At 66.8% G+C, this 23,782-nt stretch carries 17 protein-coding genes and 1 pseudogene; 4 read left to right on the top strand and 14 right to left on the bottom strand.

Annotated features, from left to right (window positions below; translation table 11 throughout):
* The first annotated feature begins 443 nt into the window (after positions 1–443).
* The gene (locus QP045_RS19290) at positions 444–1,706 is read left to right on the top strand and encodes a 3-phosphoshikimate 1-carboxyvinyltransferase (RefSeq protein ID WP_422516632.1); all 1,263 of its coding nucleotides are present in this window, start codon (positions 444–446) and stop codon (positions 1,704–1,706) included.
* Between the two features lie 12 nt (positions 1,707–1,718).
* Here the strand turns inward: QP045_RS19290 and QP045_RS19285 are convergent, their stop codons facing one another.
* The 5 genes from QP045_RS19285 to QP045_RS19265 are packed head-to-tail and all read right to left on the bottom strand — an operon-like array spanning position 1,719 to position 7,696.
* Positions 1,719–2,540: an HpcH/HpaI aldolase/citrate lyase family protein gene (locus QP045_RS19285; RefSeq protein WP_422516631.1), complete on the bottom strand. Its 822-nt coding sequence runs from the start codon at positions 2,538–2,540 to the stop codon at positions 1,719–1,721.
* On the bottom strand, positions 2,537–2,989 hold the full coding sequence (locus QP045_RS19280) for a MaoC family dehydratase (protein WP_422516630.1): 453 nt from the start codon (positions 2,987–2,989) through the stop codon (positions 2,537–2,539). The genes QP045_RS19285 and QP045_RS19280 overlap by 4 nt, the downstream gene beginning before the upstream one ends.
* Complete coding sequence (locus tag QP045_RS19275; protein WP_422516629.1) at positions 2,989–4,926, bottom strand: biotin carboxylase N-terminal domain-containing protein; 1,938 nt, start codon at positions 4,924–4,926, stop codon at positions 2,989–2,991. Before QP045_RS19275 ends, QP045_RS19280 begins: the two co-directional genes overlap by 1 nt.
* 5 nt (positions 4,927–4,931) lie before the next feature.
* Positions 4,932–6,533, bottom strand: a complete 1,602-nt coding sequence (locus QP045_RS19270) for a carboxyl transferase domain-containing protein (RefSeq protein WP_422516628.1) — start codon at positions 6,531–6,533, stop codon at positions 4,932–4,934.
* Positions 6,530–7,696, bottom strand: a complete 1,167-nt coding sequence (locus QP045_RS19265; protein WP_422516627.1) for an isovaleryl-CoA dehydrogenase — start codon at positions 7,694–7,696, stop codon at positions 6,530–6,532. The genes QP045_RS19270 and QP045_RS19265 overlap by 4 nt, the downstream gene beginning before the upstream one ends.
* A gap of 125 nt (positions 7,697–7,821) precedes the next feature.
* Here QP045_RS19265 and QP045_RS19260 point away from each other — a divergent pair, with 125 nt between their 5' ends.
* Positions 7,822–8,814 (top strand): rhodanese-related sulfurtransferase, encoded by a 993-nt coding sequence (locus QP045_RS19260; protein WP_422516626.1) that lies wholly within the window; start codon positions 7,822–7,824, stop codon positions 8,812–8,814.
* Here QP045_RS19260 and QP045_RS19255 read toward each other — a convergent pair.
* The 6 genes and pseudogenes from QP045_RS19255 to QP045_RS19230 form a co-directional block, all read right to left on the bottom strand.
* Positions 8,811–9,500: an HPP family protein gene (locus tag QP045_RS19255; RefSeq protein ID WP_422516625.1), complete on the bottom strand. Its 690-nt coding sequence runs from the start codon at positions 9,498–9,500 to the stop codon at positions 8,811–8,813. The genes QP045_RS19260 and QP045_RS19255 overlap by 4 nt on opposite strands.
* 101 nt (positions 9,501–9,601) lie before the next feature.
* A pseudogene (gene mmsB, locus QP045_RS19250) lies at positions 9,602–10,489 on the bottom strand (3-hydroxyisobutyrate dehydrogenase); the annotation flags it as partial.
* Between the two features lie 21 nt (positions 10,490–10,510).
* Positions 10,511–11,287 carry an enoyl-CoA hydratase gene (locus tag QP045_RS19245; protein ID WP_422516624.1) on the bottom strand — a complete coding sequence of 259 codons (777 nt, stop codon included), beginning with the start codon at positions 11,285–11,287 and terminating at the stop codon, positions 10,511–10,513.
* Between the two features lie 11 nt (positions 11,288–11,298).
* Positions 11,299–12,345, bottom strand: a complete 1,047-nt coding sequence (locus tag QP045_RS19240) for an enoyl-CoA hydratase/isomerase family protein (protein ID WP_422516623.1) — start codon at positions 12,343–12,345, stop codon at positions 11,299–11,301.
* Positions 12,342–13,487, bottom strand: coding sequence for an acyl-CoA dehydrogenase family protein (locus tag QP045_RS19235; protein ID WP_422516622.1), 1,146 nt, complete (start codon positions 13,485–13,487; stop codon positions 12,342–12,344). Before QP045_RS19235 ends, QP045_RS19240 begins: the two co-directional genes overlap by 4 nt.
* A gap of 61 nt (positions 13,488–13,548) precedes the next feature.
* The gene (locus QP045_RS19230) at positions 13,549–15,081 is read right to left on the bottom strand and encodes a CoA-acylating methylmalonate-semialdehyde dehydrogenase (protein ID WP_422516621.1); all 1,533 of its coding nucleotides are present in this window, start codon (positions 15,079–15,081) and stop codon (positions 13,549–13,551) included.
* A gap of 149 nt (positions 15,082–15,230) precedes the next feature.
* Between QP045_RS19230 and QP045_RS19225 the strand changes: the two genes are divergently transcribed.
* On the top strand, positions 15,231–15,638 hold the full coding sequence (locus tag QP045_RS19225; RefSeq protein ID WP_422516620.1) for a hypothetical protein: 408 nt from the start codon (positions 15,231–15,233) through the stop codon (positions 15,636–15,638).
* Here the strand turns inward: QP045_RS19225 and QP045_RS19220 are convergent.
* From QP045_RS19220 to QP045_RS19210, 3 genes are all read right to left on the bottom strand, one after another.
* Positions 15,635–17,137, bottom strand: coding sequence for a glucoamylase family protein (locus QP045_RS19220; RefSeq protein WP_422516619.1), 1,503 nt, complete (start codon positions 17,135–17,137; stop codon positions 15,635–15,637). The two genes, QP045_RS19225 and QP045_RS19220, sit on opposite strands and share 4 nt — an antisense overlap.
* A 73-nt stretch (positions 17,138–17,210) precedes the next feature.
* Entirely contained in the window at positions 17,211–20,273 is a 3,063-nt protein-coding gene (locus tag QP045_RS19215; protein WP_422516618.1) for a TonB-dependent receptor, read from the bottom strand.
* 5 nt (positions 20,274–20,278) lie between these two features.
* Positions 20,279–21,313 carry a LacI family DNA-binding transcriptional regulator gene (locus tag QP045_RS19210; RefSeq protein ID WP_422516617.1) on the bottom strand — a complete coding sequence of 345 codons (1,035 nt, stop codon included), beginning with the start codon at positions 21,311–21,313 and terminating at the stop codon, positions 20,279–20,281.
* Positions 21,314–21,482: 169 nt separating this feature from the next.
* On the opposite strand from QP045_RS19210, the gene QP045_RS19205 reads away from it, so the two are divergent.
* Complete coding sequence (locus tag QP045_RS19205) at positions 21,483–23,780, top strand: glycoside hydrolase family 3 N-terminal domain-containing protein (protein WP_422516616.1); 2,298 nt, start codon at positions 21,483–21,485, stop codon at positions 23,778–23,780.
* Positions 23,781–23,782 lie beyond the last annotated feature (2 nt).

The raw sequence follows: 23,782 nt of genomic DNA, 5'->3' as shown, positions 1-23,782 counted from the left end.
TGTAATAGGACATATGAACTGGCTTGGCTTTAACCGAGTACCCGACGCCTTGAACGCCAGAACCCGGAGCCGCCGCCCACATGTCCCTTCATCAAAATCACAATGTCAAAGAACAAAACGCCGGCGCTTCAGCGAACCCCTCTTTTGGAGAGGTGCTCAGCACCAGGTTTTTGGTGACCTCAGCGGCGCTCCAAGCGGCCCGTCGCTGCGGTGAGAGGGCATATATGTGCGGCTTTCCGAACCGTCAAACCCCTTTTTCAAAAAACTTGCTCGGAACGCGCCAAGTCGCTGAGACAGCGCCGGAATTTGGTCGGTGCGTGGCGCATGTGCGGTCAGGGCGCCCCGAATCAACAGCGTACGCGGCGTGGCCTGCGCCCCTCTCCCCTTGCCTATCGGGCCGTCTCGCGTGATCAGCCCTCACCGCGCGTATGAGGAGGCGAACCATGACCCAGCCGATTTCCGCACTGACGATCGTTCCACCCGGGCGGGCGCTGACTGGCCGGGTCGTGTTGCCGGGCTCAAAGTCGATCACCAACCGCATGCTGTTGATCGCGGCGCTTGCGCGCGGGACCAGCCGACTGACGGGTGCCCTCAAGAGCGACGACACCATCCATATGGCGGCAGCGCTCCGCCAGCTCGGCGTCACGGTAGAGGAACCGGACGCCACCAGCTTCATCGTCTCTGCTTCCGGGGCTCTGCAGCCTTCCCCCTCCCCCCTCTTCCTCGGCAATGCGGGGACAGCGATGCGCTTCCTGACGGCCGCAGCCGCGACGATCCGCGGAACGACGGTCCTCGATGGCGATGCCCATATGCGCAAGCGCCCGATCGCGCCGCTGGTCGACGCCCTCAACCGCATGGGCGTTTCGGCCGAAGCGCCGAGCGGCTGCCCACCCGTGCAGGTGCGCGGCGAGGGTCTGCCGGGCGGACGTGTCGTCGTCGATGCCGGCCTCTCCAGCCAATATGTCTCGGCACTGCTGATTGCGGCAGCCTGCGCCGACGGGCCGGTCGAAATTGCGCTCGCAGGCGGGGGCATCGGTGCGCGCGGCTATATCGACCTGACGCTCGCCGCGATGACGACTTTCGGCGGGCGGGTCACACCGATCGGCGACACGGGCTGGCAGGTCTCGCCGACCGGCTATCATGCCACCGATGCGATGGTCGAACCCGACGCCTCCGCGGCAACCTATCTCTGGGCGGCTGAGGTCCTGACCGGCGGACAGATCGACATCGGCCTCTCGCCTGAGCGGTTCAGCCAGCCCGACGCAAAGGCGCAGGCGTTGATCGCAGCGTTCCCGCACATGCACGAACGGATCGACGGGTCACAGATGCAGGACGCCGTACCGACGCTTGCCGTCCTCGCCGCCTTCAACAGCCAACCGGTTCGCTTCACCGGCATCGCGAACCTGCGGGTCAAGGAATGCGATCGCATCCGCGCGCTCTCGACCGAACTCAACCGGATCCGCAGCGGCCTTGCCGAAGAACAGGGCGACGACTTGCTCGTCCACGGAGACCCGGGCCTCGCCGGACAGACCCTGCCCACCGCGATCGAGACCTACGCCGATCACCGCATCGCCATGGCGTTCGCGCTCGCCGGCCTCAAGATCGGCGGGATCCGCATCCTTGATCCGGGATGCGTGGCAAAGACCTATCCGGCCTATTGGGATGCGCTCACGTCGCTCGGCGTGCCCCTGGTCCCGGACGAATAGCTCCCGGGGGCGTCAAACGCCGGCGCGCGCCAGCACCCGCTGCGCTTGCTTGAGATGCGGGGCGTCGAGCATCTGCCCCTCATGGCGGACAACGCCTGCGCCGGGGGCGACCGCGAACGCCGCGACCACGGCCTGTGCACGCGCGACTTGCTCGGGCGTCGGCGTGAAGGCGGCGTTGATCACAGGCACTTGTGCGGGATGCAGCGCGAGCATGGCGGTGAAGCCGTCGCGCGCCGCCCGCCCGGCGTATCGCGCCAGCCCCTCCGGGTCGGACAGGTTCGGATAGACGGTGTCGATCGCGGGGATGCCTGCGGCATGCGCGCCGAACAAGGCGAGTGCCCGCACCATCTCATAAGGTGGCGTATAGCCGCCATCCGGCTCCCGCGAGGTGGCGGCGCCGATGGCCGCCGGCAGATCTTCTGCGCCCCAGGTCAGGCCCGCAAGCCGATCCGCCACCGCGCCATAGCCGCCGAGCGCGAACACCGCGCGTGGCGTCTCGGTGGCGATCGGCAGGATCGGTATGGCGTCACCTATCAAGGCGATCAGCGCCTCGACGCTCGCGGCACCCTCGGCCTTCGGCAGGACGACGCCGTCGGCACTGGCGGCAACCGCCGCATCCGCCTCGATCCATTCACTGCCGAGCGGATTGACGCGAACGAAGATGTCCGCCGCATGCTTCTCGGTCAGGAATGCCGCGATTGCCTCTCTCGCACGCGCCTTCGCTTCGGGCGCGACCGAATCCTCAAGGTCGACGATCAGCGCATCGGCTCCCGAGGCGAGCGCCTTGGCGAAGCGCTCGGGCCGATCCCCAGGAACGAAGAGCAGCGACCTCATGCCGCGCGCGACTTCAACAGTGCCGAGCGGAGGCACCGACAAACCACTTCATCGCGCTGGTTCAGCATCTCGTGCCGCCAGGTGACGATCCCCTGCCCGGGTCGTGACCTGGACGGACGGAGCGAAACCACCTCGCTCGTTGCGCGCAGCGTGTCGCCGATGAAGACCGGCGCGGGCATGACGAGCTCGTCATAGCCCAGATTGGCGACAAGGCTGCCGAGCGTGGTTTCGCCGACCGACAGTCCCACCATCAGCGCGAAGGTGAAGGTGCCGTTGACGAGGATGCGGCCGTACTCCGACGCCTTCGCCGCCTCCGCATCCAGGTGCAGCGGCTGCGGATTGTGCGTCATCGTCGAGAAGAGAAGATTGTCGGTCTCGGTCACCGTCCGCCTGATCTCGTGCTCGATCCGGTCGCCCACCTGCCATTCGTCGAAGAAGCGGCCCGCCATCACCCTTCTCCCCGTTCGATCCGCGCGAGCAGCGCCTCGACCTGCACCTGCGCGCCGGCCGTCGCGTTGAGTTCGGCGACGGTGCCGGCAAACGGCGCAGTCAGCGTATGCTCCATCTTCATCGCCTCCAGCGTCAGGAGCTTCTGGCCCTTGGTCACGGCATCGCCCGCCGCGACCTCGACCGACAGCACCCGCCCGGGCATCGGCGACAGGATCGCACCGTCGGCAGTGACACCGGCGGCCGCCCCGTCGAACCTCGCCGGCACCAGGCGCCAGCTTTGGCCCTGCAGCGTCACCCAACTCGCCTCTGCGTCGGTCTCGACCAGGGCATGATGTTGCTGGTGATAGGAAAGGCGCACTGCCAGATCGGCGACATAGGCCTGATCACCATCGCTCAGGCGCACCTCGGTTACTGGCGGAGCGTTGAGCCTGAAGCCCATCGGTCCAGCGACTGGCGCTGCGACTTGCGCGTGTGCGGCCTGCGAGAGCAGCCAGCCCGGTGCCTCCACCGGATAGACAAGGTCCTCCTGATGCCGCTCGATGAAGCCGGTATCGATGCGCCCATGAATGAAGTCCGGGTGGACGAGCGCCGTACCGAGGAAGGTCGCGTTCGTCCGGACCGGCCAGACCTGGCTGTCCCAGATCGCCCGTGAAAGGCCGAGTGCAGCCTGTCGCCGGATGGGCGCATGGCAGATCACCTTGGCGATCATCGGATCGTAGAAGGGGCTGATCGTGGATCCCTCCGCGACCCCAGTCTCAATGCGGATCGCGCCCTCATGCTCCAGCGACTGGGTCGCCCCACCGCGCTCGGCGCGATAGCGGGTCGGGCGGATGCCCTCGGCCAGCCGGAAGCGCTCCAGCCGCCCCGTCGAGGGCAGGAAGCCGCGCGCCGGGTCTTCGGCATAGAGCCGCGCCTCGATGGCATGGCCGTTGATCGACAGTTCGTCCTGTCGCTTTGGCAGCGGTTCGCCCGACGCGACGCGGAGTTGCCATTCAACGAGGTCGACGCCGGTGATCTCCTCAGTCACCGGATGTTCGACCTGAAGCCGCGTGTTCATTTCCATGAACCAGATGCGATCGGCGCGCAGGCCCTCGCTCGCATCGGCGATGAACTCGATCGTACCCGCGCCGACATAGTCAACGGCTTGCGCGGCGCGGACGGCGGCGGCGCAGATCGCCGCTCGCGTATCCTCGTCCATGCCGGGCGCCGGCGCTTCCTCGATAACCTTCTGGTGGCGCCTTTGGAGCGAGCAGTCGCGCTCGAACAGGTGGACGACATTCCCGTGGGTGTCGCCGAACACCTGCACTTCGATATGGCGCGGCGAGAGGATGTATTTCTCGATCAGCACGCGATCGTCGCCAAAGCTCGCAGCTGCCTCCCGCTTGCAAGAGGCGAGCGCGTCTAGGAAGTCGGCGGATGCGTCGACCCGTCGCATCCCCTTCCCACCGCCGCCGGCCACCGCCTTGATGAGCACGGGATATCCGATCGCGTCTGCCTCGGCCTGCAGCCGCTCAGGCGACTGGTCTTCGCCTAGATAGCCGGGCGTCACGGGCACGCCCGCTTTCGCCATCAGCTTCTTGGCGGCATCCTTCAGGCCCATCGCGCGGATCGACTGCGGGGTCGCGCCTACCCAGATCAGGCCGGCAGCCGCCACCGCCTCGGCAAAGTCGGCGTTTTCGGAGAGGAAGCCATAGCCGGGGTGGATTGCATCCGCTCCGGTCGCCTTGGCCGCGGCAATGATCTTCTCGCCGACGAGATAGCTGTCGCGCGCGGGTGACGGCCCGATATGCACCGCCTCATTGGCCTGGCGCACATGCAGCGCCCCGGCGTCCGCGTCCGAATAGACCGCCACGGTTCGGATACCCATTTCGCGCGCGGTGCGGATGATGCGGCAGGCGATCTCGCCGCGATTGGCGATCAGGAGGGAGCGGATCATCGGCATCACATCCGGAACACGCCGAACGACGCGCGCTCGGGAATGGGGGCGTTGAGGCTCGCGGCGAGCGCGAGGCCAAGCACGTCGCGCGTCTGCGCGGGATCGATGATGCCGTCGTCCCACAGCCGCGCGGTGGCGTGCCGCGGGTTGCCTTCATCCTCGTACTTCTGCCGGATCGGCGCCTTGAAGCGCTCCGCCTCCTCGGGCGACCAATTGGCGGCATCGCGGTGGACCGTTGCAAGCACGCTCGCGGCCTGTTCGCCACCCATCACGCTGATCCGGGCATTGGGCCAGCTGAACAGGAACCGGGGCGAATAGGCGCGCCCGCACATGCCGTAGTTCCCTGCCCCGAAGCTGCCGCCGATCAGGACGGTAAGCTTTGGCACGGAAGCGGTCGCGACGGCCGTGACCAGCTTTGCGCCATGCTTCGCGATCCCTTCGGCCTCGTACTTCCCGCCGACCATGAAGCCTGAGATGTTCTGGAGGAACAGCAGCGGGATGCGGCGCTGGCAGGCAAGTTCGATGAAGTGCGCGCCCTTCACGGCGCTCTCGCTGAAGAGCACGCCGTTGTTGGCAAGGATCGCGACCGGCATGCCCCAGATATGTGCGAATCCGCAGACGAGACTGCTTCCATAGAGCGGCTTGAACGCGTGGAATTCGCTGCCGTCCACCAGCCGGGCGATCACCTCATGCACGTCATAGGGCGCGCGCACGTCCTGCGGCACGACCCCGTAGAGTTCGTGCGCATCATATTTGGGCGGGCGCGGCGGTTGCCGGTTGACGCTCGCCTCCGACGGGGGCGGCAGCGTCGAAACAATGTCGCGGACGATCGTCAGGGCGTGCTCGTCATTTTCGGCGACGTGATCGACCACGCCGGAGGTGCGGCCGTGGGTGTCGGCACCGCCCAGTTCCTCCGCGCTGATTTCCTCGCCGGTTGCTGCCTTCACCAGCGGCGGGCCCGCGAGGAAGATCGTCCCCTGGTTCCGGACGATCACGCTCTCGTCCGACATCGCGGGGACATAGGCGCCACCGGCGGTGCAACTGCCCATCACGCACGCGATCTGCGGGATGCCCAGTGCCGACATGTTCGCCTGATTGAAGAAAATGCGGCCAAAGTGGTCGCGGTCGGGAAACACCTCCGCCTGGTGGGGCAGGTTCGCGCCGCCGCTGTCGACCAGGTAGATGCACGGCAACCGGTTCGCCTCGGCGATCTCCTGGGCGCGCAGGTGCTTCTTGACGGTCAACGGATAATAAGTGCCCCCCTTCACCGTAGCGTCGTTGCAGACGATCATCACCTGGCGGCCCGAGACGCGGCCGATGCCCACGATCAGCCCCGCACCCGGGACCTCACCATCGTACATGTCGTTGGCGGCGAGCTGACCGATCTCGAGGAACGGCGAACCTGGATCGAGCAGCCGCTCGACCCGTTCGCGCGGCAACAGCTTGCCACGCGCCGTATGCCGCTCGCGGGCGCGCTCGCCACCTCCGGCTGCGGCCACCGCCACGTCGGCGCGAAGCCGCTCGGCGAGGGCGCGGTTATGGGCTTCGTTGGCCTTGAACGCGTCGCTGTCGGCGATCACGCGGGTGTCGAGCACCGGTGCGCTCATTGCACCGGCCGCTCGTTGGCGCCCACCAGTTCGCGGCCGATCAGCATCCGCCGGATCTCGTTCGTGCCCGCCCCGATGTCGAGCAGCTTGGCATCCCGCAGGAAGCGTTCGACCGGCCAATCCTTGGTATAGCCCGCGCCACCCAGCGCCTGGATCGCCTCCAGCGCGACCTTCACCGCATTCTCGCTCGCCAGCAGGATCGCTCCTGCGGCATCGAAGCGGGTGGTCCGTCCCGCGTCGCAGCTGCGCGCCACCGCATAGACATAGGCGCGTGCCGAATTGAGCGCGACATACATGTCGGCGATCTTGGCCTGCATCAGCTGGAACTCGCCGATCGGCCGTCCGAACTGGCGCCGCTCCCGCACGAACGGGATCACCACGTCCAGGCAGGCCTGCATGATCCCCAGCTGGATACCCGCCAGCACCGCACGCTCGTAATCGAGGCCCGACATCAGTACGCCGACGCCGCCGTTGAGCGGCCCCATCACATTCTCCGCCGGTACGAAACAGTCGTTGAAGACCAGTTCGGCAGTCGGGCTGCCCCGCATGCCCATCTTGTCGATCTTCTGCCCGATGGCGAAGCCGGCCATGTCCTTTTCGATCAGGAATGCCGTGATCCCGCGACTGCCCTCACCCGTCTTCGCATAGACGACGAGCGTGTCGGCATAGGCGGCGTTGGTGATCCAGAACTTGGTGCCGTTCAGCCGGAACCCGCCATCGACCGCCTCTGCACGCAGCTTCATCGACACCACGTCCGAACCGGCGCCCGCCTCCGACATCGCCAGGCTGCCGACGTGCTCGCCGGAAATCAGCTTCGGGAGATACTTCGCCTTCTGCTCCGCACTTCCCCAGCGGCGGATCTGGTTGACGCACAGGTTCGAATGCGCGCCATAGCTCAGCCCCACGGAGGCAGAAGCGCGACTGACTTCCTCGACCGCGACGACATGCTCGAGATAGCCGAGCCCCAGCCCGCCGAACTCTTCCTCGACGGTGATGCCGTGCAGGCCAAGCTCGCCCATCTCCGGCCACAGGCTGTGCGGGAACCAGTCCTCGGCATCGATTTTCGCCGCCAGCGGCGCGATGCGGTCTGCGGCAAAACGACGCGTCGTCTCGCGGATCGCCTCAGCCATGTCGCCGAGCGCGAAGTCGAAGTCCGGGGTCAAAATCGCCTCTCCATCCGTTCTATTTTTCCCGAGTGTAGCACGGCTGCGCTTGAACGAAAGTTGCGCGTTCGCGAAACACCCGAAAAGCGCCATGCCGCCGCTGGCGGGCGACGGCACGATCCTTTATGGGGCAGCCATCCCCCCATCTTCGGAAAAACTCTGCCGTGTCCGATCCGTTGCCGATCCGCGTCGTCGCCCTCTACCGTTTCACCTCGTTCGAGGACCCGGCATCGCTGCGCGGGCCGCTTGCCGAGACCTGTTGCAGCCTGGGCGTGAAGGGCACGCTGCTGCTCGCGCGTGAGGGGATCAACGGCACCATCGCCGGTACCGACGCGGCGATCGATGGCGCCCTCTCCGCGATCCGCGCCCTCCCCGGTTGCGCAGAACTCGAGCACAAGGAATCGCGCGCCGCGACCATGCCCTTCCACCGCATGAAGGTGCGGCTGAAGCAGGAGATCGTGACGATGGGCGAACCGCAGGTCGATCCCGTCGGCCAGGTCGGTGCCTATGTCGCGCCCGAGCAATGGAATGATCTGATCGCCGATCCGGAGGTGGTGCTGATCGACACCCGCAACGCCTATGAAGTCGCGGTCGGCACGTTCGAAGGCGCCGTGGATCCGAAAACCGACAGCTTTCGCGATTTCCCCCGCTGGTTCCGCGATCACCGTGAGGAATTGCTCGCGGGCAAGACCAAGGTAGCCATGTTCTGCACCGGCGGCATCCGCTGCGAAAAGGCGACCGCCTTGCTGCGTGCCGAAGGCATCGACGAGGTCTACCACCTTAAGGGCGGCATCCTGAAGTATCTGGAGACGGTGCCGGAGACGGACAGCCGCTGGAATGGCGAGTGCTTCGTGTTCGATCAGCGTGTCGCAGTCGGGCACGGCCTGGCGCCCGGCAGCCATGCACTCTGCCACGCGTGCCGCATGCCGGTGAGCACCGCCGACCAGGCATCGCCGCTTTACGAGGAAGGGGTGAGCTGCCCCGCCTGCTACCACCAGCGCACCGACGAGGATCGCGCCCGCTATGCCGAGCGGCACCGGCAGGAGAAACTCGCCGAGGCCCGGGGCGTCGAACATGTCGGTGCGACAATCGGGGTGTTCCCCGACAACGAGGACTAGGCGCTCTCCCGCGCCCGCCGTGCGTCCGCATGAAATTCGACCCTGCGGAACAGCAGGTCCAGGTCCTCCTTGGTGACGTCGAACGTCTCGCCAAGATCCTCCAGCGCGCGGTCGATATCGTCGGGATGCGGGACGGCCCCGGGTGGCACAGGCGGAAGCGGGACAGCCGCTACCGGCCGATGCGGGTAGGAATGGCCGGAGAATCGGTGAAACAGGATGCCGGCCAGCATCAGCAGCACGGCGTTGACCCCGACTGGAACGAGCGCGAAGCCATAGCCGGCCGAGGCGACCGCGGGTCCCCCCAGCACCGCTGTCAGCGCGGCCGCGCCCCCGGGCGGATGCAGGCAGCGTAGCAGCGACATCGCCAGGATCGCCCCACCCACCGCAATGCCTGCTGCGAGGTGCGGGACAGGGATGAACCGGGCGGCCGTCACCCCCACCAGCGCCGAGACGATGTTGCCCCCGACGACCGACCAGGGCTGCGCGAGCGGGCTCGCCGGGACCGCAAACACCAGAACCGCGGCCGCCCCCATGGGCGCAACTAACAGCGGCAGCGCGCCCGCGTCCCGCAACGCCCAGAAGCTGATCGCGCTGGTGATCGCGATCCCGAAGACGCCGCCCAGGCAGGCGAAGAGCCGATCCGGCAGGTTTGCGCCGGCAAGGATTGGAGCAAAAAGAGGGCGCATCGGTCCACCGTGTTGGGAGACCGGCTCCTGTCGAGCCGCGCCCCGAAAACCAAGCCAGAAAAATCCCTGCCGGTGCCAAGCACCGCTTGGCACCGGCAGCGTCAGCCTTGCCTGGCGAGCATCCGGATGATACCGGAGAAGTCGGTCGTTGCTCCGCCCTCCTCGACGAACCTGCCATAGAGCTCCGTCGCGCGCGCCCCCATGGGCGTGTCGGCGTTCGCGCCGGCCGCAGCGTCCAGAGCCAAGCGCAGATCCTTGAGCATCAGCGCCGCTGCGAACCCGCCCTGATAGTCGTGGTCCGCCGGCGTTTCCGGCCCCACGCCCGGCACCGGGCAATAGGTGGTCATCGACCAGCTTTGGCCCGAGCTTGCCGAACTGATGTCATAAAAGGTCTGCGGATCGAGCCCGAGCCGTTCTGCAAGCACGAACGCCTCGCAGGTGGCGATCATGGTCGCGCCCAGCAGCATGTTGTTGCAAGCCTTGGCCGCCTGCCCGGCTCCGGCTGCGCCGGCATGGATCACCGCCTTGCCCATCGACTGGAGCAACGGCTGTGCCGCTGCGAATGCCTCTTCGCTGCCCCCGACCATGAAGGTAAGCGTTCCGGCCACCGCACCGGCGATGCCGCCCGAAACCGGCGCGTCGACTGCAAGCACACCCTTCGCGGTCGCAGCTTCTGCCAGTCGCCGCGCGGTCGCTACATCGATGGTGGAGCTGTCGATCAGGATCGCCCCCGGGGCGGCGGCACCGAACACCGCCTCCTCATAGATCTGGCTGACGTGATGCCCGGCCGGCAGCATCGTCACGACCGCCTCCGCACTTTCCGCAGCGGCGCGTGCGCTGTCCGCGGGCAGGCAACCGGCCTTGCGCGCGCGCTCGAGCGCTTCTTGTGACAGGTCGAAGGCGCGGACGTCGTGCCCCGCCTTCGCCAGGTTCGCGGCCATGCCGGCGCCCATATTGCCCAGGCCGATAAAGCCGATGCGTGCCATATGCTTATCCTCTCCGCGCCTGCCTCAGCGACCGGTCCAGTTGCCCGGCCGCTTCTCCACGAATGCCGCCATGCCCTCCTTCTGGTCGGCGGTGGCAAACAGCGCGTGGAACAGCCTGCGCTCGAACTGGATGCCCTGGGCGAGGCCGGTCTCGAACGCGGCGTTCACCATCTCCTTGTTCGCCTTTACGGCCAGCGGCGCCATGCCGGCGATGGTCGCGGCGGTCCGCACCGCCTCCTCGACCAGATCCGCCGCAGGTACGACGCGGCTGACGAGGCCCGCGCGCTCCGCTTCCTCGGCATCCATCATCCGCCCGGTCAGGCACATCTCCATCGCCTTCGCCTTGCCGACGGCGCGCACCAGCCGCTGCGATCCGCCCATCCCCGGCGAGACGCCCAGCTTGATCTCGGGCTGGCCGAACTTGGCGGTATCGGCGGCAAGGATGAAGTCGCACATCATCGCCAGTTCACAGCCGCCGCCCAGCGCATAGCCCGCGACCGCCGCGATCACCGGCTTGCGGGTTGCGGTGATGCGCTCATACCCGGCGAAATGGTTCGTGCCGTACATGTCGGCAAAACCCATCTCGGCCATCTCCTTGATGTCCGCACCCGCCGCGAATGCCTTTTCGCTGCCGGTAATCACGGCGCAGCCTTGCGAGGCATCCGCGTCGAAGGCGCCGAGCGCTGCGATCAGGTCCGCGAGCACCTGTGCGTTGAGCGCATTCAGCGCCTTGGGCCGGTTGAGCGTGATCAGCGTCACCGCTTCCCGCTGCTCCACCAGGATGGTCTCATATTCAGGCAATGCAGTCTCCTTCAGCCCTGGGGGCTCCATTCGCTCTGCGCGTCCAGCGGCGCGAAGATGCGGTCGATCATGTGGTCGGTTACCCCCTCGGGGGTCGCAGGGTCCCAGCGGGGCGCATTATCCTTGTCGATCAGTACTGCCCGCACGCCCTCGGCAAAGTCCGGCCGCTGCACGATGTGCGCCGCCACGGCATATTCCTGGCGCATCTCATCCTCGAAGGTCGGCATGGTCGCACCCTCCAGCAGCAGCTTGAGCGCGACCTTCATCGACATCGGCGATCGGGTGCGCAGCAGCTCCAGTTGCGCGGTCGCCCAGTCGCCGCCGTCCGCCTCCAGCGCCGCCAGAATGTCCTCGAGCCGGTCCGATGCGAACAATCGGTCGATCGCCTCGCGATGCTCCAGGATCGGTGCTGGCGGCGGCGCTTCCGCAAGCGCGTCGAGGATCGACTGCGCCTCCTGCGGCGCCTCGATCAACTGGGCCTTCGCCGTCTCCAGCCGCACCGCCGGGATATAATGGGTGGCAAGGCCAAGGGCGTGGCACTCCGCGCCACCGATGCGGGCCCCGGTCAGGGCCAGATAGCGGCCGATCCGGCCGGGCAGGCGTGACAGATACCAGCCGCCGCCGACATCTGGGAACAGGCCGATCGCCGTCTCCGGCATCGCGAACAGGGTGTTCTCCGTCGCCACCCGGAAGCGCGCAGGCTGGGAGATGCCAACGCCGCCACCCATCACGACCCCGTCCATGAAGGCGACGACGGGCTTGGCATAGGTGAAGAGCCGGTGGTTGAGCCGGTATTCGGTCGCAAAAAACGCCCGCGCTTCGACACCATCGCCCTTCCCGCTCTCGGCCGCTCGGCGGACGTCGCCGCCTGCGCAAAAGCCGCGACCTTCGGCATGGTCGATCAGCACGATCTCCACGGCGGGATCGCCGCGCCAGGCTTCGATCGCCTCCAGCATCGTGGCGCACATGACCTGGTTGAGAGCATGCAGCGCGCAGGGCCGGTTGAGCCGGATGCGCCCGGCCTTTCCCTCGACGGCGGTCAGAACTTCGTCCGTCATTCGCGCACCAGTTCCCGGCCAATGATCATGCGCATGACCTGGTTGGTCCCTTCGAGGATCGAGTGGACGCGCAGGTCGCGCCAGAAGCGCTCGATCGGATAGTCCATCAGATAGCCGTAGCCGCCATGAAGCTGCAGCGCGCGATCGACCACGGACGATCCCGTGTCCGTGGCGAAGCGTTTGGCCATCGCGGCGAAGCGCGTCTTGTCCGGCGCCTCTGCCGTCACCTTGGCCGCCGCGGTATAGAGCAGCGCGCGCGCGGCCTGCAGTTCGGTGTCCATGTCGGCCAGGGTGAACTGCGTGTTCTGGAAATCTGCGATGGCGCGGCCGAACTGCTTGCGATCGCGAGTATAGCGGATCGCCTCGTCCAGACAGCGCTGCGCGCCCCCCAGCGAACAGGCGCCGATGTTCAGCCGCCCGCCGTCCAGCCCCATCATCGCAAAGCGAAAGCCTTCGCCCTCGCGCCCGACGAGGTTTTCGGCAGGCACGCGCACGCCGTCGAGGTTCACCTGCGCCGTCGGCTGCGAACGCCAGCCGAGCTTGCGCTCCTGCGCGCCGAAGGAGACGCCCGACATGCCCTTCTCGACCACGAAGCACGAGATGCCGCGCGGCCCCTCTTCACCCGTGCGGGCCATGACGAGGTAGATGTCGTTCTCGCCCGCGCCGGAAATGAACTGCTTGGTCCCCGTCAGCACATAGTCGTCGCCGTCGCGCACCGCGCGGGTCCGCAACGCCGCCGCGTCGGACCCCGAAGAGGGCTCGGTCAGGCAATAGCTGGCCATCCGCTCCATGGTGACGAGGTCCGGAAGGTACTTCGCCTTCAGCGCGTCGGACCCGAAGCGGTCGACCATCCACGACGCCATGTTGTGGATGGAGATGAATGCGCTGGTGGAGGGGCAGCCATAGGCCATCGCCTCCATGATCAGCGCCGCCTCCAGCCGGCCCAGGCCGATGCCGCCCTGCTCCTCCGACACATAGATGGCGGCGAAACCCAGATCCGCCGCCGCCTTGATCGTGTCGCGCGGAAAGATGTGCTTCTCGTCCCACTCGCCGGCATGCGGGGTGATGCGATCGGCGGTGAAGCGGCGCGCGAGCTCCTGGATCTCGCGCTGCTCTTCGGTCAGGTCGAACTGGTTGGTCATGTTCAGGGTACAACTCTTCTGTGTCGTTCCGGCCCATCGGCCCAGCGGCTGGAGCGGCGGATCACCCCATGGTCGGGATGACGAAAGCATCCTGCACGCGGCTGGGGCCGCCATCCTCGCTCCCGGTCGGAAGCGCCGACCCGTCGGGCCAGCGTTGCGTCACCGTCTTCACCTTGGTCCAGAAACGGACGCCTTCCATGCCGTGCTGGTTGGAATCGCCAAAGCCGGAGCGCTTCCAGCCGCCAAAGCTGTGATAGGCGACCGGCACCGGGATCGGCACGTTGATGCCCACCATGCCGACGTTCACCCTCGCGGCAAACTCCCGCGCGGCATGGCCGTTTCGCGTGAAGATCGCGACGCCGTTGCCATATTGATGCTCCGACGGCAGCCTGAGCGCAGTCTCGAAATCGGGCGCGCGGACGATCTGGAGCACCGGACCAAAGATTTCTTCGCGATAGCTCGCCATGTCGGGCGTAACCCGATCGAACAGGGACGGGCCGATGAAGAAGCCTTGTTCATGCCCCTGCAGCGTGAAGCCGCGGCCATCGACGACCAACTCGGCGCCCTCGTCCACGCCGCGCTGGATCCAGCCCTCGATCCGCGCGCGGTGCTCGGCCGTGACGACGGGGCCGTAATGCGCCTCCGCGTCCGTCGACACGCCCACTCGCAATGCTTCGATCGCCGGGATCAGCTTCTCGCGCAGCGCATCGGCGGTGCGTTCGCCGACCGGCACCACCACGGGCAGCGCCATGCAGCGCTCGCCCGCCGACCCGAACGCCGCGCCGGCGAGGTCCGCCACCACCTGGTCCAGGTCCGCATCGGGAAGGACGACGCCGTGGTTCTTGGCCCCACCCATCGCCTGCACGCGCTTCCCGGCCTCGGTACCGCGGCGGTAAACATAGTGCGCGATGTCGGAGCTCCCGACGAAGCTCACCCCGGCAATCGCGGGATCGTCGAGGATCGCGTCCACCATCTCCTTGTCGCCGTGAACGACCTGCAGAATGCCCTCGGGCGCGCCGGCTTCCAGCATCAGTTCGGCGAGGCGCACCGGCACGCTTGGATCGCGCTCACTGGGCTTGAGGATGAAGGCGTTGCCGCAGGCGATGGCGATGCCGAACATCCACATCGGGATCATCGCGGGGAAGTTGAACGGGGTGATGCCGGCGCCGATCCCGATCGGCTGGCGCATCGAGAAGACGTCGATCCCCGGCCCCGCCCCCAGGCTGTATTCGCCCTTCAGCACATGCGGGATGCCGCAGGCGAACTCCACGACTTCAAGGCCGCGCTGGATGTCGCCGCGCGAGTCCGCCAGCACCTTGCCATGTTCGGAAGACAACAGCCGCGCGAGGCTGTCCATCTCTGCCTCGACCAGTTCCTTGAAGCGGAACATCACCCGGGCGCGGCGCTGGGGGTTGGTCGCGGCCCAGCCGGGCTGCGCGGCCTGTGCCGCCGCGATCGCCCGGTCGAGGTCGGCGCGGCCGCCCAGGCGCACTTCCGCCTGGACCTGCCCGCTGTTGGGATCAAACACGCGGCCGGTGCGGCCGCCGCCTGGCGCGTCGTCGGCTCGCGCGACGACGTGGTCGATGAAACGCATCGGCTCTTCTCCTCAAGGCGCGGCGTCTGCTGGCCGTCTGCCTGTAATTTTGTTTCAACTACCCCGGATGGCGCCGGGGGACAATCTCGCTCATCGATCGTTCAGCACGGGTGGGGCATATGCATCCCCCTCAACGAAAGGTTCATGCGATGCGTTTCGGTTTCGCCATTCTTGCCGCAGCATTGATCGCGGGCGGCACCGCCACGGCCGCTCCGCGCGACAACAGCCGGTATGAAGCAAAGCTTGCCAAGGCACTTGAGGGGCGCACTGCGGGCCAGCCGGTAAAGTGCATCAACCTGCGCGACATCCGGTCGACCGAAATCATCGACCGCACTGCCATTCTCTATCGGATGTACAACGGCACGATCTATGTGAACCGGCCGTCGGGAGCGGAAATCCTGGACAATGACGATGTCCTGGTGACCAAGACCTTCACGTCGCAGCTGTGCAACATCGATATCGTCCAGCTCGTCAGCCGGACAACTCGCTTCCCCTCCGGGTCAGTCGGCCTGAGCGAGTTCGTCCCCTACAGCAAGGTCGGCGCGACCAAGAACTAGGTCGCGTCCGCCGCCGCTGCGGTCACGTCGTCGCTGGCGCCAGGCGACGACGCCAGCCAGCCGCCTGTGAACCCCGCCCGTTCCAGGCCGCGGCGGATGTGCGGGTTCTTCTGCATCGTCTTCCAGATCAGGCCGGACCGCCAGTTTTCGATCATGCAGACGATCGGCCCCTGGTCGATGCCCAGATGATCGACGTCGACCCAGCCGATCTCCGGCACCACCTTGCCATGCTTCAACGCCACGTTGGTCGCGGTCATCGTCGGGTTGAAGGAGTCGAGAAAGCCGTACTTCCCATAGATGGCGCCGCCATACCGGGCATGGATCGCCTCCACCGCTGGCACCACGATCTCGGGCGCAAAGGCGATCGAGCCGAGCGCTGCTGTCGGCGCCAGGGTGCCGTCGTCCCGGTCGCCCGGACCGCGCGCGGAATAGCTGAAGAACTCCCGCTGCCGCCCGTCGATGCGGACCTTGAAGTCACCCGGCCCATCGCAGGCAGTGAGCCCCCAGACTTCCGGCCCATACCCCGCCCATTCCATCGGATTGTCGGTGGCATAGGCCCGCTGCGCATAGGTCGCGCGGCGGCTGTTCTCGAAATAGTCGAGGTTCTTGGCGGTCATGTAGCTGTCGCGGATGCCGCGAAAGTCGATCCAGGTCTGGCTGTACTGGTGCCCGAACATGGGCCCGAAATGCAGGTACGGCTCGCCGCCGAAGCGGTCGGTCCAGCTGGGATCGAACTGTTGGGCCCAGGCATCCCAGGTTTCCTCCGGCAGCGCATAGGTGGGTGAACCGAGCGCTAGGATGTAGAGGAGCATGCCCTCGTTGTAGATTTCCCAGTCGTGCGGGATGAAGCCGCTCTCCGGGTGCCAGCCCATCGTCAGGAACGGCGCCCGTGGGGTGATCCATGTCCAGTCCACCGCGGCGTAGATCTGGTCTGCGAGCGCGCGGATCCGCACCTCTTCCGGATGATCGCTATCGAACCAGCTTTGGGCGAACAATATCCCCCCCAGCAGCAGCGCGGTATCGACGGTGGACAGCTCGGCGCGGGCGAAGCGGTGCCCCTTGGTCACGCCCAGGAAGTGGTAGAAGAACCCCTTGTACCCGCTCACCCCGGTGGGCTCCGGCCCCTGGGGCGCGTTCGCGAAGAACTCCAGCGTCGCCAAGGTGCGCGTGCGCGCTGCGGCGCGCGTCACCCAGCCGTGAGTAACCCCGATCGGATAGGTGGTGAGTGCAAAGCCCACCGCCGCGATCGAAGCGAACGAGGGCGTCGGCCAGCGATCGGGCGCAAGGCCTGTCCGCGGGTTCGTCGTCTCCCAGAAATAGCGGAAGGTGCGCTGCTGGATCTCGGCGATCAGCCGGGGAAGCACTACGCCGTCTTCCGGCAAGGGCTCAGGTCTCGGCCCCAGCGCTGCCGTCAGGATGCGTTCCGTCGGTGCGCAGCCCGCCAACAGGCCTGCCGCACCACTCGCCCCGGCCAGAAGAAGATGTCGCCGGTCGAGCATGGAAGCACCTCTTTCCTGAGTTGATGAAAAAATGGCGGACGGTACCGAAGCACCGCCCGCCAGAAAGGGAAGATCAGAAGGAGAAGCCCGCCGACAACTTGACGGTCCGCGGCGGATTTCCGCCGATGCTGTAGGTCGACCGCTGGCGATAGTCGGGGCTACCGGGCGCGTTGTTGAAGTCGACGTAGTTCCGGTCGTTCATCACGTTGAGGATGTCGAGGCGGAAGCGGATCCGTGCCTGATCGTACAGGAAGTTCAACGGCACATACTTCGTGACCGCCAGGTCGAGCTGGCGACGGCCCCAGCGGTCGCCATTGCCCACCGTCTCGGATCCCACGATCACCCGCTCATACGGGTCGGCGCGATCCACCAGCGCCCGCTGATAGCTTGGCGACTCGATCTGGAACTTTGCCGAAATCGACATGTCGATGGGCAGATCGACACTGCCCGCCATCACGAAGCGATGCCGCGGCACTACCGAGGAACGGAGGAACGGGTAGTCGGAGGGCCGCGGGAAATCGAGCAGGAAATAGGCTGCCTGGTCGCCGTTGGGGCGGTTATCCTCGGCTTCCGTATAGGTATAGGTCGCGTCGATGCTCCACGGCGATTCCGCCGAATAGGGCTTCGTCACCCGCACATAAGCCGAGTCCGCCTTCGTCTCGAGCCCATTATCGCCGATGATGATCGAACCATAGCCGGCAGGCGAGAAATTGCCCGGTCCGTCCGGGGCGCCGGTCGTCGGCGATGGCCCGAAGAACGAGCCGTCCGGGCGACGATTGCCCTGCAGATAGACGAAGCCGTCCTTGCTGACGATGCGGGTATAACCGACCTCGAGCTCGAGCGGGTTGAACCGGCCGCGCAGGCCCAGGCTGAACTGATCCGAATACGGGACCTTCAGGTCGTTCTTGATGAAGCGGAACTCCCGTCCGCCCGGCGATCCGTCCGCGGTCAGCTGCTGGCGTCCGGCCTCCGTCAGGTAGATCGGATCCCAGGCGATGCAGACCGGATTTGTCGCAAGGCACGGGTTCTGCGTGTCCGCACCCTGGAACAGGAAGCTGCGGCGCTGGAAGCGGCCGTTGCTGAGTTCCTGCTGCAGGAAATCGAACTGGTTGCGGTCGTAGGACCGTCCATAGCCGCCGAAGACCGAGAAACGGCCGGCATCGTCGAAGCGATAGGTAAAGCCCAGGCGCGGCTGCCAGGCGTTCTTGAACGCCTTCCGGTTCTTGCCCGTCGAGATATAGTCGTTGATGTTATAGTCGGCCTTGGTCAGGTTCGGATAATTGGCCGGCGACACTGCCGTCAGGTTCTCCTCCGGCGTCACGTAATCGAGGAACGCGGGCGTCCGCTCGTAATCCCAGCGCACGCCCAGGTTCAGCGTCAGCCGGTCCGTCACGTCCCAGTCGTCCTGCAGGTACAGGCCCAACTGCCAGTTGTTGGAACGGATGCGCGCGTCGCCCAGCGACCCCAGCGCACCGAACTCAAGCCGATAGGGAACGGTGTCGTTGAAGCCGCCCGGGCCATCCAGCGTCGTGTCATAGCTGTACAGCGGGTTGAGCAAATTCTGTTCGACCGTGTTCAGCTTCACCCATTTGGACTTCACGCCGGCCTTGATGGTGTGCCCTTCAAACCCGGTCCAGGTGAAGTCGTTCTGAACCGTCCAGCCCGTCTGGCCCTTGTCCTGGAAGTTCAGGCCTGCACCGATCCGGAAGAGATCGAAGGAGTTGATCGAGCCCGCGTTCGTCTGCGTCGTGCGGAACTGCTGGCCGATGCCGCTTGTCGCCGGGCGCGGAGACCAGCTGACATCCTCATACCCGACGCGGAGATCGTTGATCCAGCTGTCGGCAGTATGCTGCCAGCGCGCAGTTCCGCGGATTTCCTCGACCTTGTTCAACGTCGCGGTCGAATAGGCCGCAATGCCGTTGCTGATCTGATAGCCGGATTCGGTCCGGTACTTGCCCGTGAACTCGAACAGATCATTGTCGGTGGGCGTGATATCGATCTTGCCGAAATACAGGTCCTGCTTGAAGTTGGAGCTGTAGGTGCCGAACTGATCGCGATATTGTTCCGGAAGGCTGTCGACCGCGACGCCATTGCCGGGCAGGATGTCGACCGGCACCTCGCGCCGCTTGCCCTCGTAGGCGACGAAGAAGTGCGCCAAGTCCTTGACGATTGGCCCCCCCAGGGCACCGCCGAACTGCTTGTCGCTGGTCTTCACTTTCGGAATCTTGGTCGGGTAGAGTTCCGTCGGACGCCGATCGCGCAGGCTCTGGTTGGTGAAGTCGAAGAAGCCCTCGCCGTGGAACTCGTTCGTGCCCGACCGGGTCGTCGCGGTGATCGCGACCGATCCGACCTGGTCGAACTCCGCCTTATAGTTGGACGAGATCACCTGATACTCGCCGATCGCCAGCTGCGGGAACGGGTTGCCCGGCGACGAATCCTGGCCGGTCAGGCCACCGCGCAGGACATAGTCCTTCTGGCTGACGCCATCGATGAAGACGTTTACCGAGTTGCTGCCCTGCGCGCCGCCCTGAATGCGCGAGGAGCCGTCCGCACTTTCGATGAACCGGACACCGGGGGCAAGATCGGCGAACGCGAGGAAGTTGCGGTTGTTCTGCGGCAGCTGCTCGATCAGGCGCGTGGTGATGTTGATCCCCACCTGTCCGCCAGAGAGCGAGCGCAGGCGGCTGCCCGTCACGATCACGTCACCGCTGGTGTCGGCGGTGTCCGTCGCCGCGCCTGCATCCGGCTGCCCCTCGGCCGCGTCCGGCGCCGGTGCTGCCGGGGCGCCCTGGTCGGCGCTCAGGTCGAGGTCCAGCCCGGCGGTCTGGCCGACGTTCAGCGTGAAGTTGTCCGAATTGCGCGTGCCGTTCTGCAGCTTGATCTCGAGCCGGTAGGTGCCGGCGCGCAGCGACGCGAAATTATAGCTGCCATCGGGTCCGGCCGGCACGGTGCGCCGCAGCCCGGTCGCGACGTCGATGGCCGTCACCTCGACGACGGGGTTGTCGGCGGGTGCCGTGATGGTGCCGCGCAACGACGCCTGCCCGACCTGCGCTGCTGCCGGCGTCACCGCCACCGCACCTGCCGCGAGCATTGTTGCGCCAGCCAGTGCGAGGCGCAAAGCCTTGGTCCTGCTCATGATGTTCACCCTTGTTCCCTGCATGCCGGTTGTTCTTTGTTGATGGTCGCTCCGGTGGACTCGCGCACGATCAGTTCGGGAATGCGGGGTTCGACCGCCCGGTCGACCCCTCCCGCGATCAGGGCTGCGAGCCGGGCGACCGCACGCGCGCCGATTCCGGCGATGCCGACGCGCATGGTGGTAAGGGCCGGCGAGATCAGCCGCGCGAGCGGCACATCGTCGAAGCCGGCGATAGCGATGCACCCGGGTACGGCGACCCCGGCGCGGCGAAAGCGCATCATTGCGCCGATCGCCATCATGTCATTGGCGGCGAACAGCGCATCGGCGCCGTCCGGATCGTCCAGTTCCCGGAGCAAGGTCTCGGCGGCGGCCGTGCCTGCCTCTTCGAAGAAGTCGCCCGGAAGCACGCGCGGCGTCAGGCCGTGGCGCGCCATAGCGGTGCGGTAGCCCTCCAGACGCGCCGCCGCCTCCGAATTACCGTCGGGCCCGGAGAGATGGACGATGTTGCGTCGGCCGATCCCGATCAGATGCTCGGTCATCGCCTCGGCACCGGCGACATTGTCCACCCGCAGTTCGGCCCGCCCCTCCTGGTTGTCGCGACAGTTGATCAGCACCGCAGGAAGGCTGGCGGGCAGATGTTGGAACAGCTGGTCGGGGTCGAGGTCGGGGGCCATGATGATGACGCCGTCGACCCGGCCGCGCAGGGTGCGCAGCGTCTCGACCGCGCGCGCGGGGTCGGCATGCGCGTTGGAGAGCAGCAGCTGCAGCCCGCGGGCGGACGCCTCGCTGTCGATCCCGCGCGCCGTTTCAGAGAAGAACTCGCCGTGCAGGTCCGGCAACATCACGCCGATCGCGTTGGTCTTGGCGAGGCTGAGATTGCGGGCGCCGGCATGCGGGACATACCCCAGCGCGGCCGCAGCCGCCTGCACCCGCTCGCGCACCGCGGCGCGCACGTTGCTGTGGCCGTTGAGCACGCGCGAGACCGAGGCGACGGATACGTCCGCCTCACGCGCCACGTCTCGTATGGTGGCTTGCGCCATTCCCCTTGAACACCCTCTCCAACCCGGACGAGCGCCCGGTCGTTTTTGCCAGCGGCTTGCGGTTGCGCCGCCGATCATCGTAGATGTAACCGGTTACAGCAATTCGATACGACCGGCAAGAAGGCGACGCCGAGCCGCCCCAACCGCACGGCACATGGAGAGGAATTGAATGAACGACGTGCAGATCTCCAGGCGCGCGATGGTCATGGGCGCGGCCACGCTCGCTGCCTGGTACGCGAGCCCGGCCCATGCGCTGCTGCGATCCGCGGACGCAGAGAACGCAGCCCTGCCCGCCTCGGTCGAAGCGCTGATCGGGCGGATGACCGTCGAGGAAAAGGCGGGGCAGTTGACATTGATGGCGGCCGCCTGGGCCGGGGGCGCAGCCAACGCGCTCAACCCGGCAACCTCGAACGGGACGTTCGACGCTCAGCTTGCCGAAACCCGCGCGGGCCGGCTCGGCGGCGTGTTCAACGGCAACGGCGCGGAGATGGCGCGGCAGATGCAGCGCGTCGCCGTACGCGAGTCCCGCCTGAAGATCCCGCTGCTGTTCGCCGCGGACATCATCCACGGCTTCCGCACCGTCTTCCCGGTGCCGCTGGCCGAAGCCGCGAGCTTCGAGCCGGAACTGGTCGAGCGCGCGGCGCGGGTCGCCGCCATCGAGGCTTCCGCCGCCGGGATCGACTGGACCTTCGCACCGATGGTCGACGTCGCCCGTGACGCCCGCTGGGGCCGCGGGGTCGAGGGTTCGGGCGAGGACGTTCGCCTGAACTGCGACATGGCAGCAGCCCGCGTCCGCGGCTTCCAGGGCAAGTCGCTCTGGGCCAATGACTCCCTGATGTCATGCGCCAAGCACTTTGCGGCCTATGGCGCTGCCGAAGCCGGGCTCGACTATGGCGCCGTCGACGTGTCCGAGCGCACCCTTCGCGAAGTCTATTTTCCCCCGTTCCAGGCAGCGTTCGCCGCCGGATCGGGCACGACGATGGCGTCGTTCAATGAACTCTCGGGCGTTCCCGCGACCGCCAATCCCTGGCTGCTCGACGACGTGCTGCGCAAGCAATGGGGTTTCGACGGCCTGGTGGTGTCCGACTACACCGGCGACATGGAGCTGATCGATCACGGCTTTGCCGCGGATGCGCGGGAGGCGACCAAGCTTGCCTTCCTCGCCGGTGTCGACATGAGCATGCAGAGCGGCTTCTACATCCAGCATCTGCCGGCACTGGTCGCCGCCGGCGAAGTGCCGATGGCGCGACTGGACGAGGCCGTCCGCCGCGTCCTCGCACTCAAGGTCCGGCTGGGCCTGTTCGACGATCCCTTCCGGCGCATCGACCCGCGCCGGGAAAAGGTGCGGGTGCGCACCCCGGCCAATCTCGCGGTCGCGCGGGAAGCCGGGCGCCGTTCGATCGTGCTGCTGAAGAACGACGGCGACCTTTTGCCGCTCCCCCGCTCGGGCAAGCGGATCGCGCTGATCGGCCCGTTCGCGCAGGGGAAGCACGACCTGATCGGCCCCTGGAACGTCTATGGCTCGGATGCGGAGGCGGTCGACCTGCTGACGGGCGTGCAACAGGCGATGGCCGATCCGTCACTCGTCACCGCCACCGCCGGCTCCGGGATCGACGCCCCCCTCCCCGGCGGCATCGCGGCTGCCGTCGCCGCGGCGAATGCGGCCGACATCGTCGTGCTCGCAATCGGCGAGAGCCAGGACATGTCCGGCGAAGCCCAGTCGCGCAACCTGGTGGTGATCCCGCCCGCGCAACAGGCACTCGCCGAGGCCGTCGCCAAGACCGGCAAGCCGATGGTCGTGCTGCTCAAGAACGGCCGCGCGCTCGCGCTCGAAGGGGCCGTGCTCGCTGCACCTGCGATCCTGGTGACCTGGTTCCTGGGCTCGGAGAGCGGCCCCGCCATTGCCGACATCCTGTTCGGGCGCGAGGGCCCTTCCGCACGGCTGCCGGTCAGCTTTCCGCAGGTGCCGGGCCAGGTCCCCTATTACTATGCGCACAAGCGCACGGGTCGTCCCAATCCGCCCGGCCCGCTCCAGCCGTACAAGACGCACTATCGCGAAGCGTCGAACACGGCTCGCTTCCCGTTCGGGCACGGGCTTACCTATGGCAGGATCGAATATTCCGGACTGGACCTCGGGAGCGGCACGCTTGCGTGGGACGGCACGCTGACCGTGCGGGCGACGATCACCAACCGCGGGACGCGCGCTGCCGAGGAGGTCGCCCAACTCTACCTCCACGACCAGACCGCCAGCCTCACCCGCCCGGTCCGCGAGCTGAAGGGCTATCGCAAGGTGAAGCTTGCGCCGGGGCAGTCGGCAGAAGTGCGCTTCACGCTGACGCGTGCCGACCTCCAGTTTCTCGGCCTCGACAATCGTCCGATGGCAGAGCCGGGCCTGTTCCGTGTGTGGGTAGCACCGTCGGCCGAGGCCGAGGGCGTGTCCGGCAGCTTCACGCTGACCAAGGCTTAGGG

Origin of the sequence: Sphingomonas sp. 3-13AW, from assembly GCF_049311085.1 — a bacterium.
GTDB lineage: Bacteria > Pseudomonadota > Alphaproteobacteria > Sphingomonadales > Sphingomonadaceae > Sphingomonas.
The sequence above is the reverse complement of the archived record's forward strand: the minus strand, read 5'-3'. Positions and strand labels throughout refer to the sequence as shown.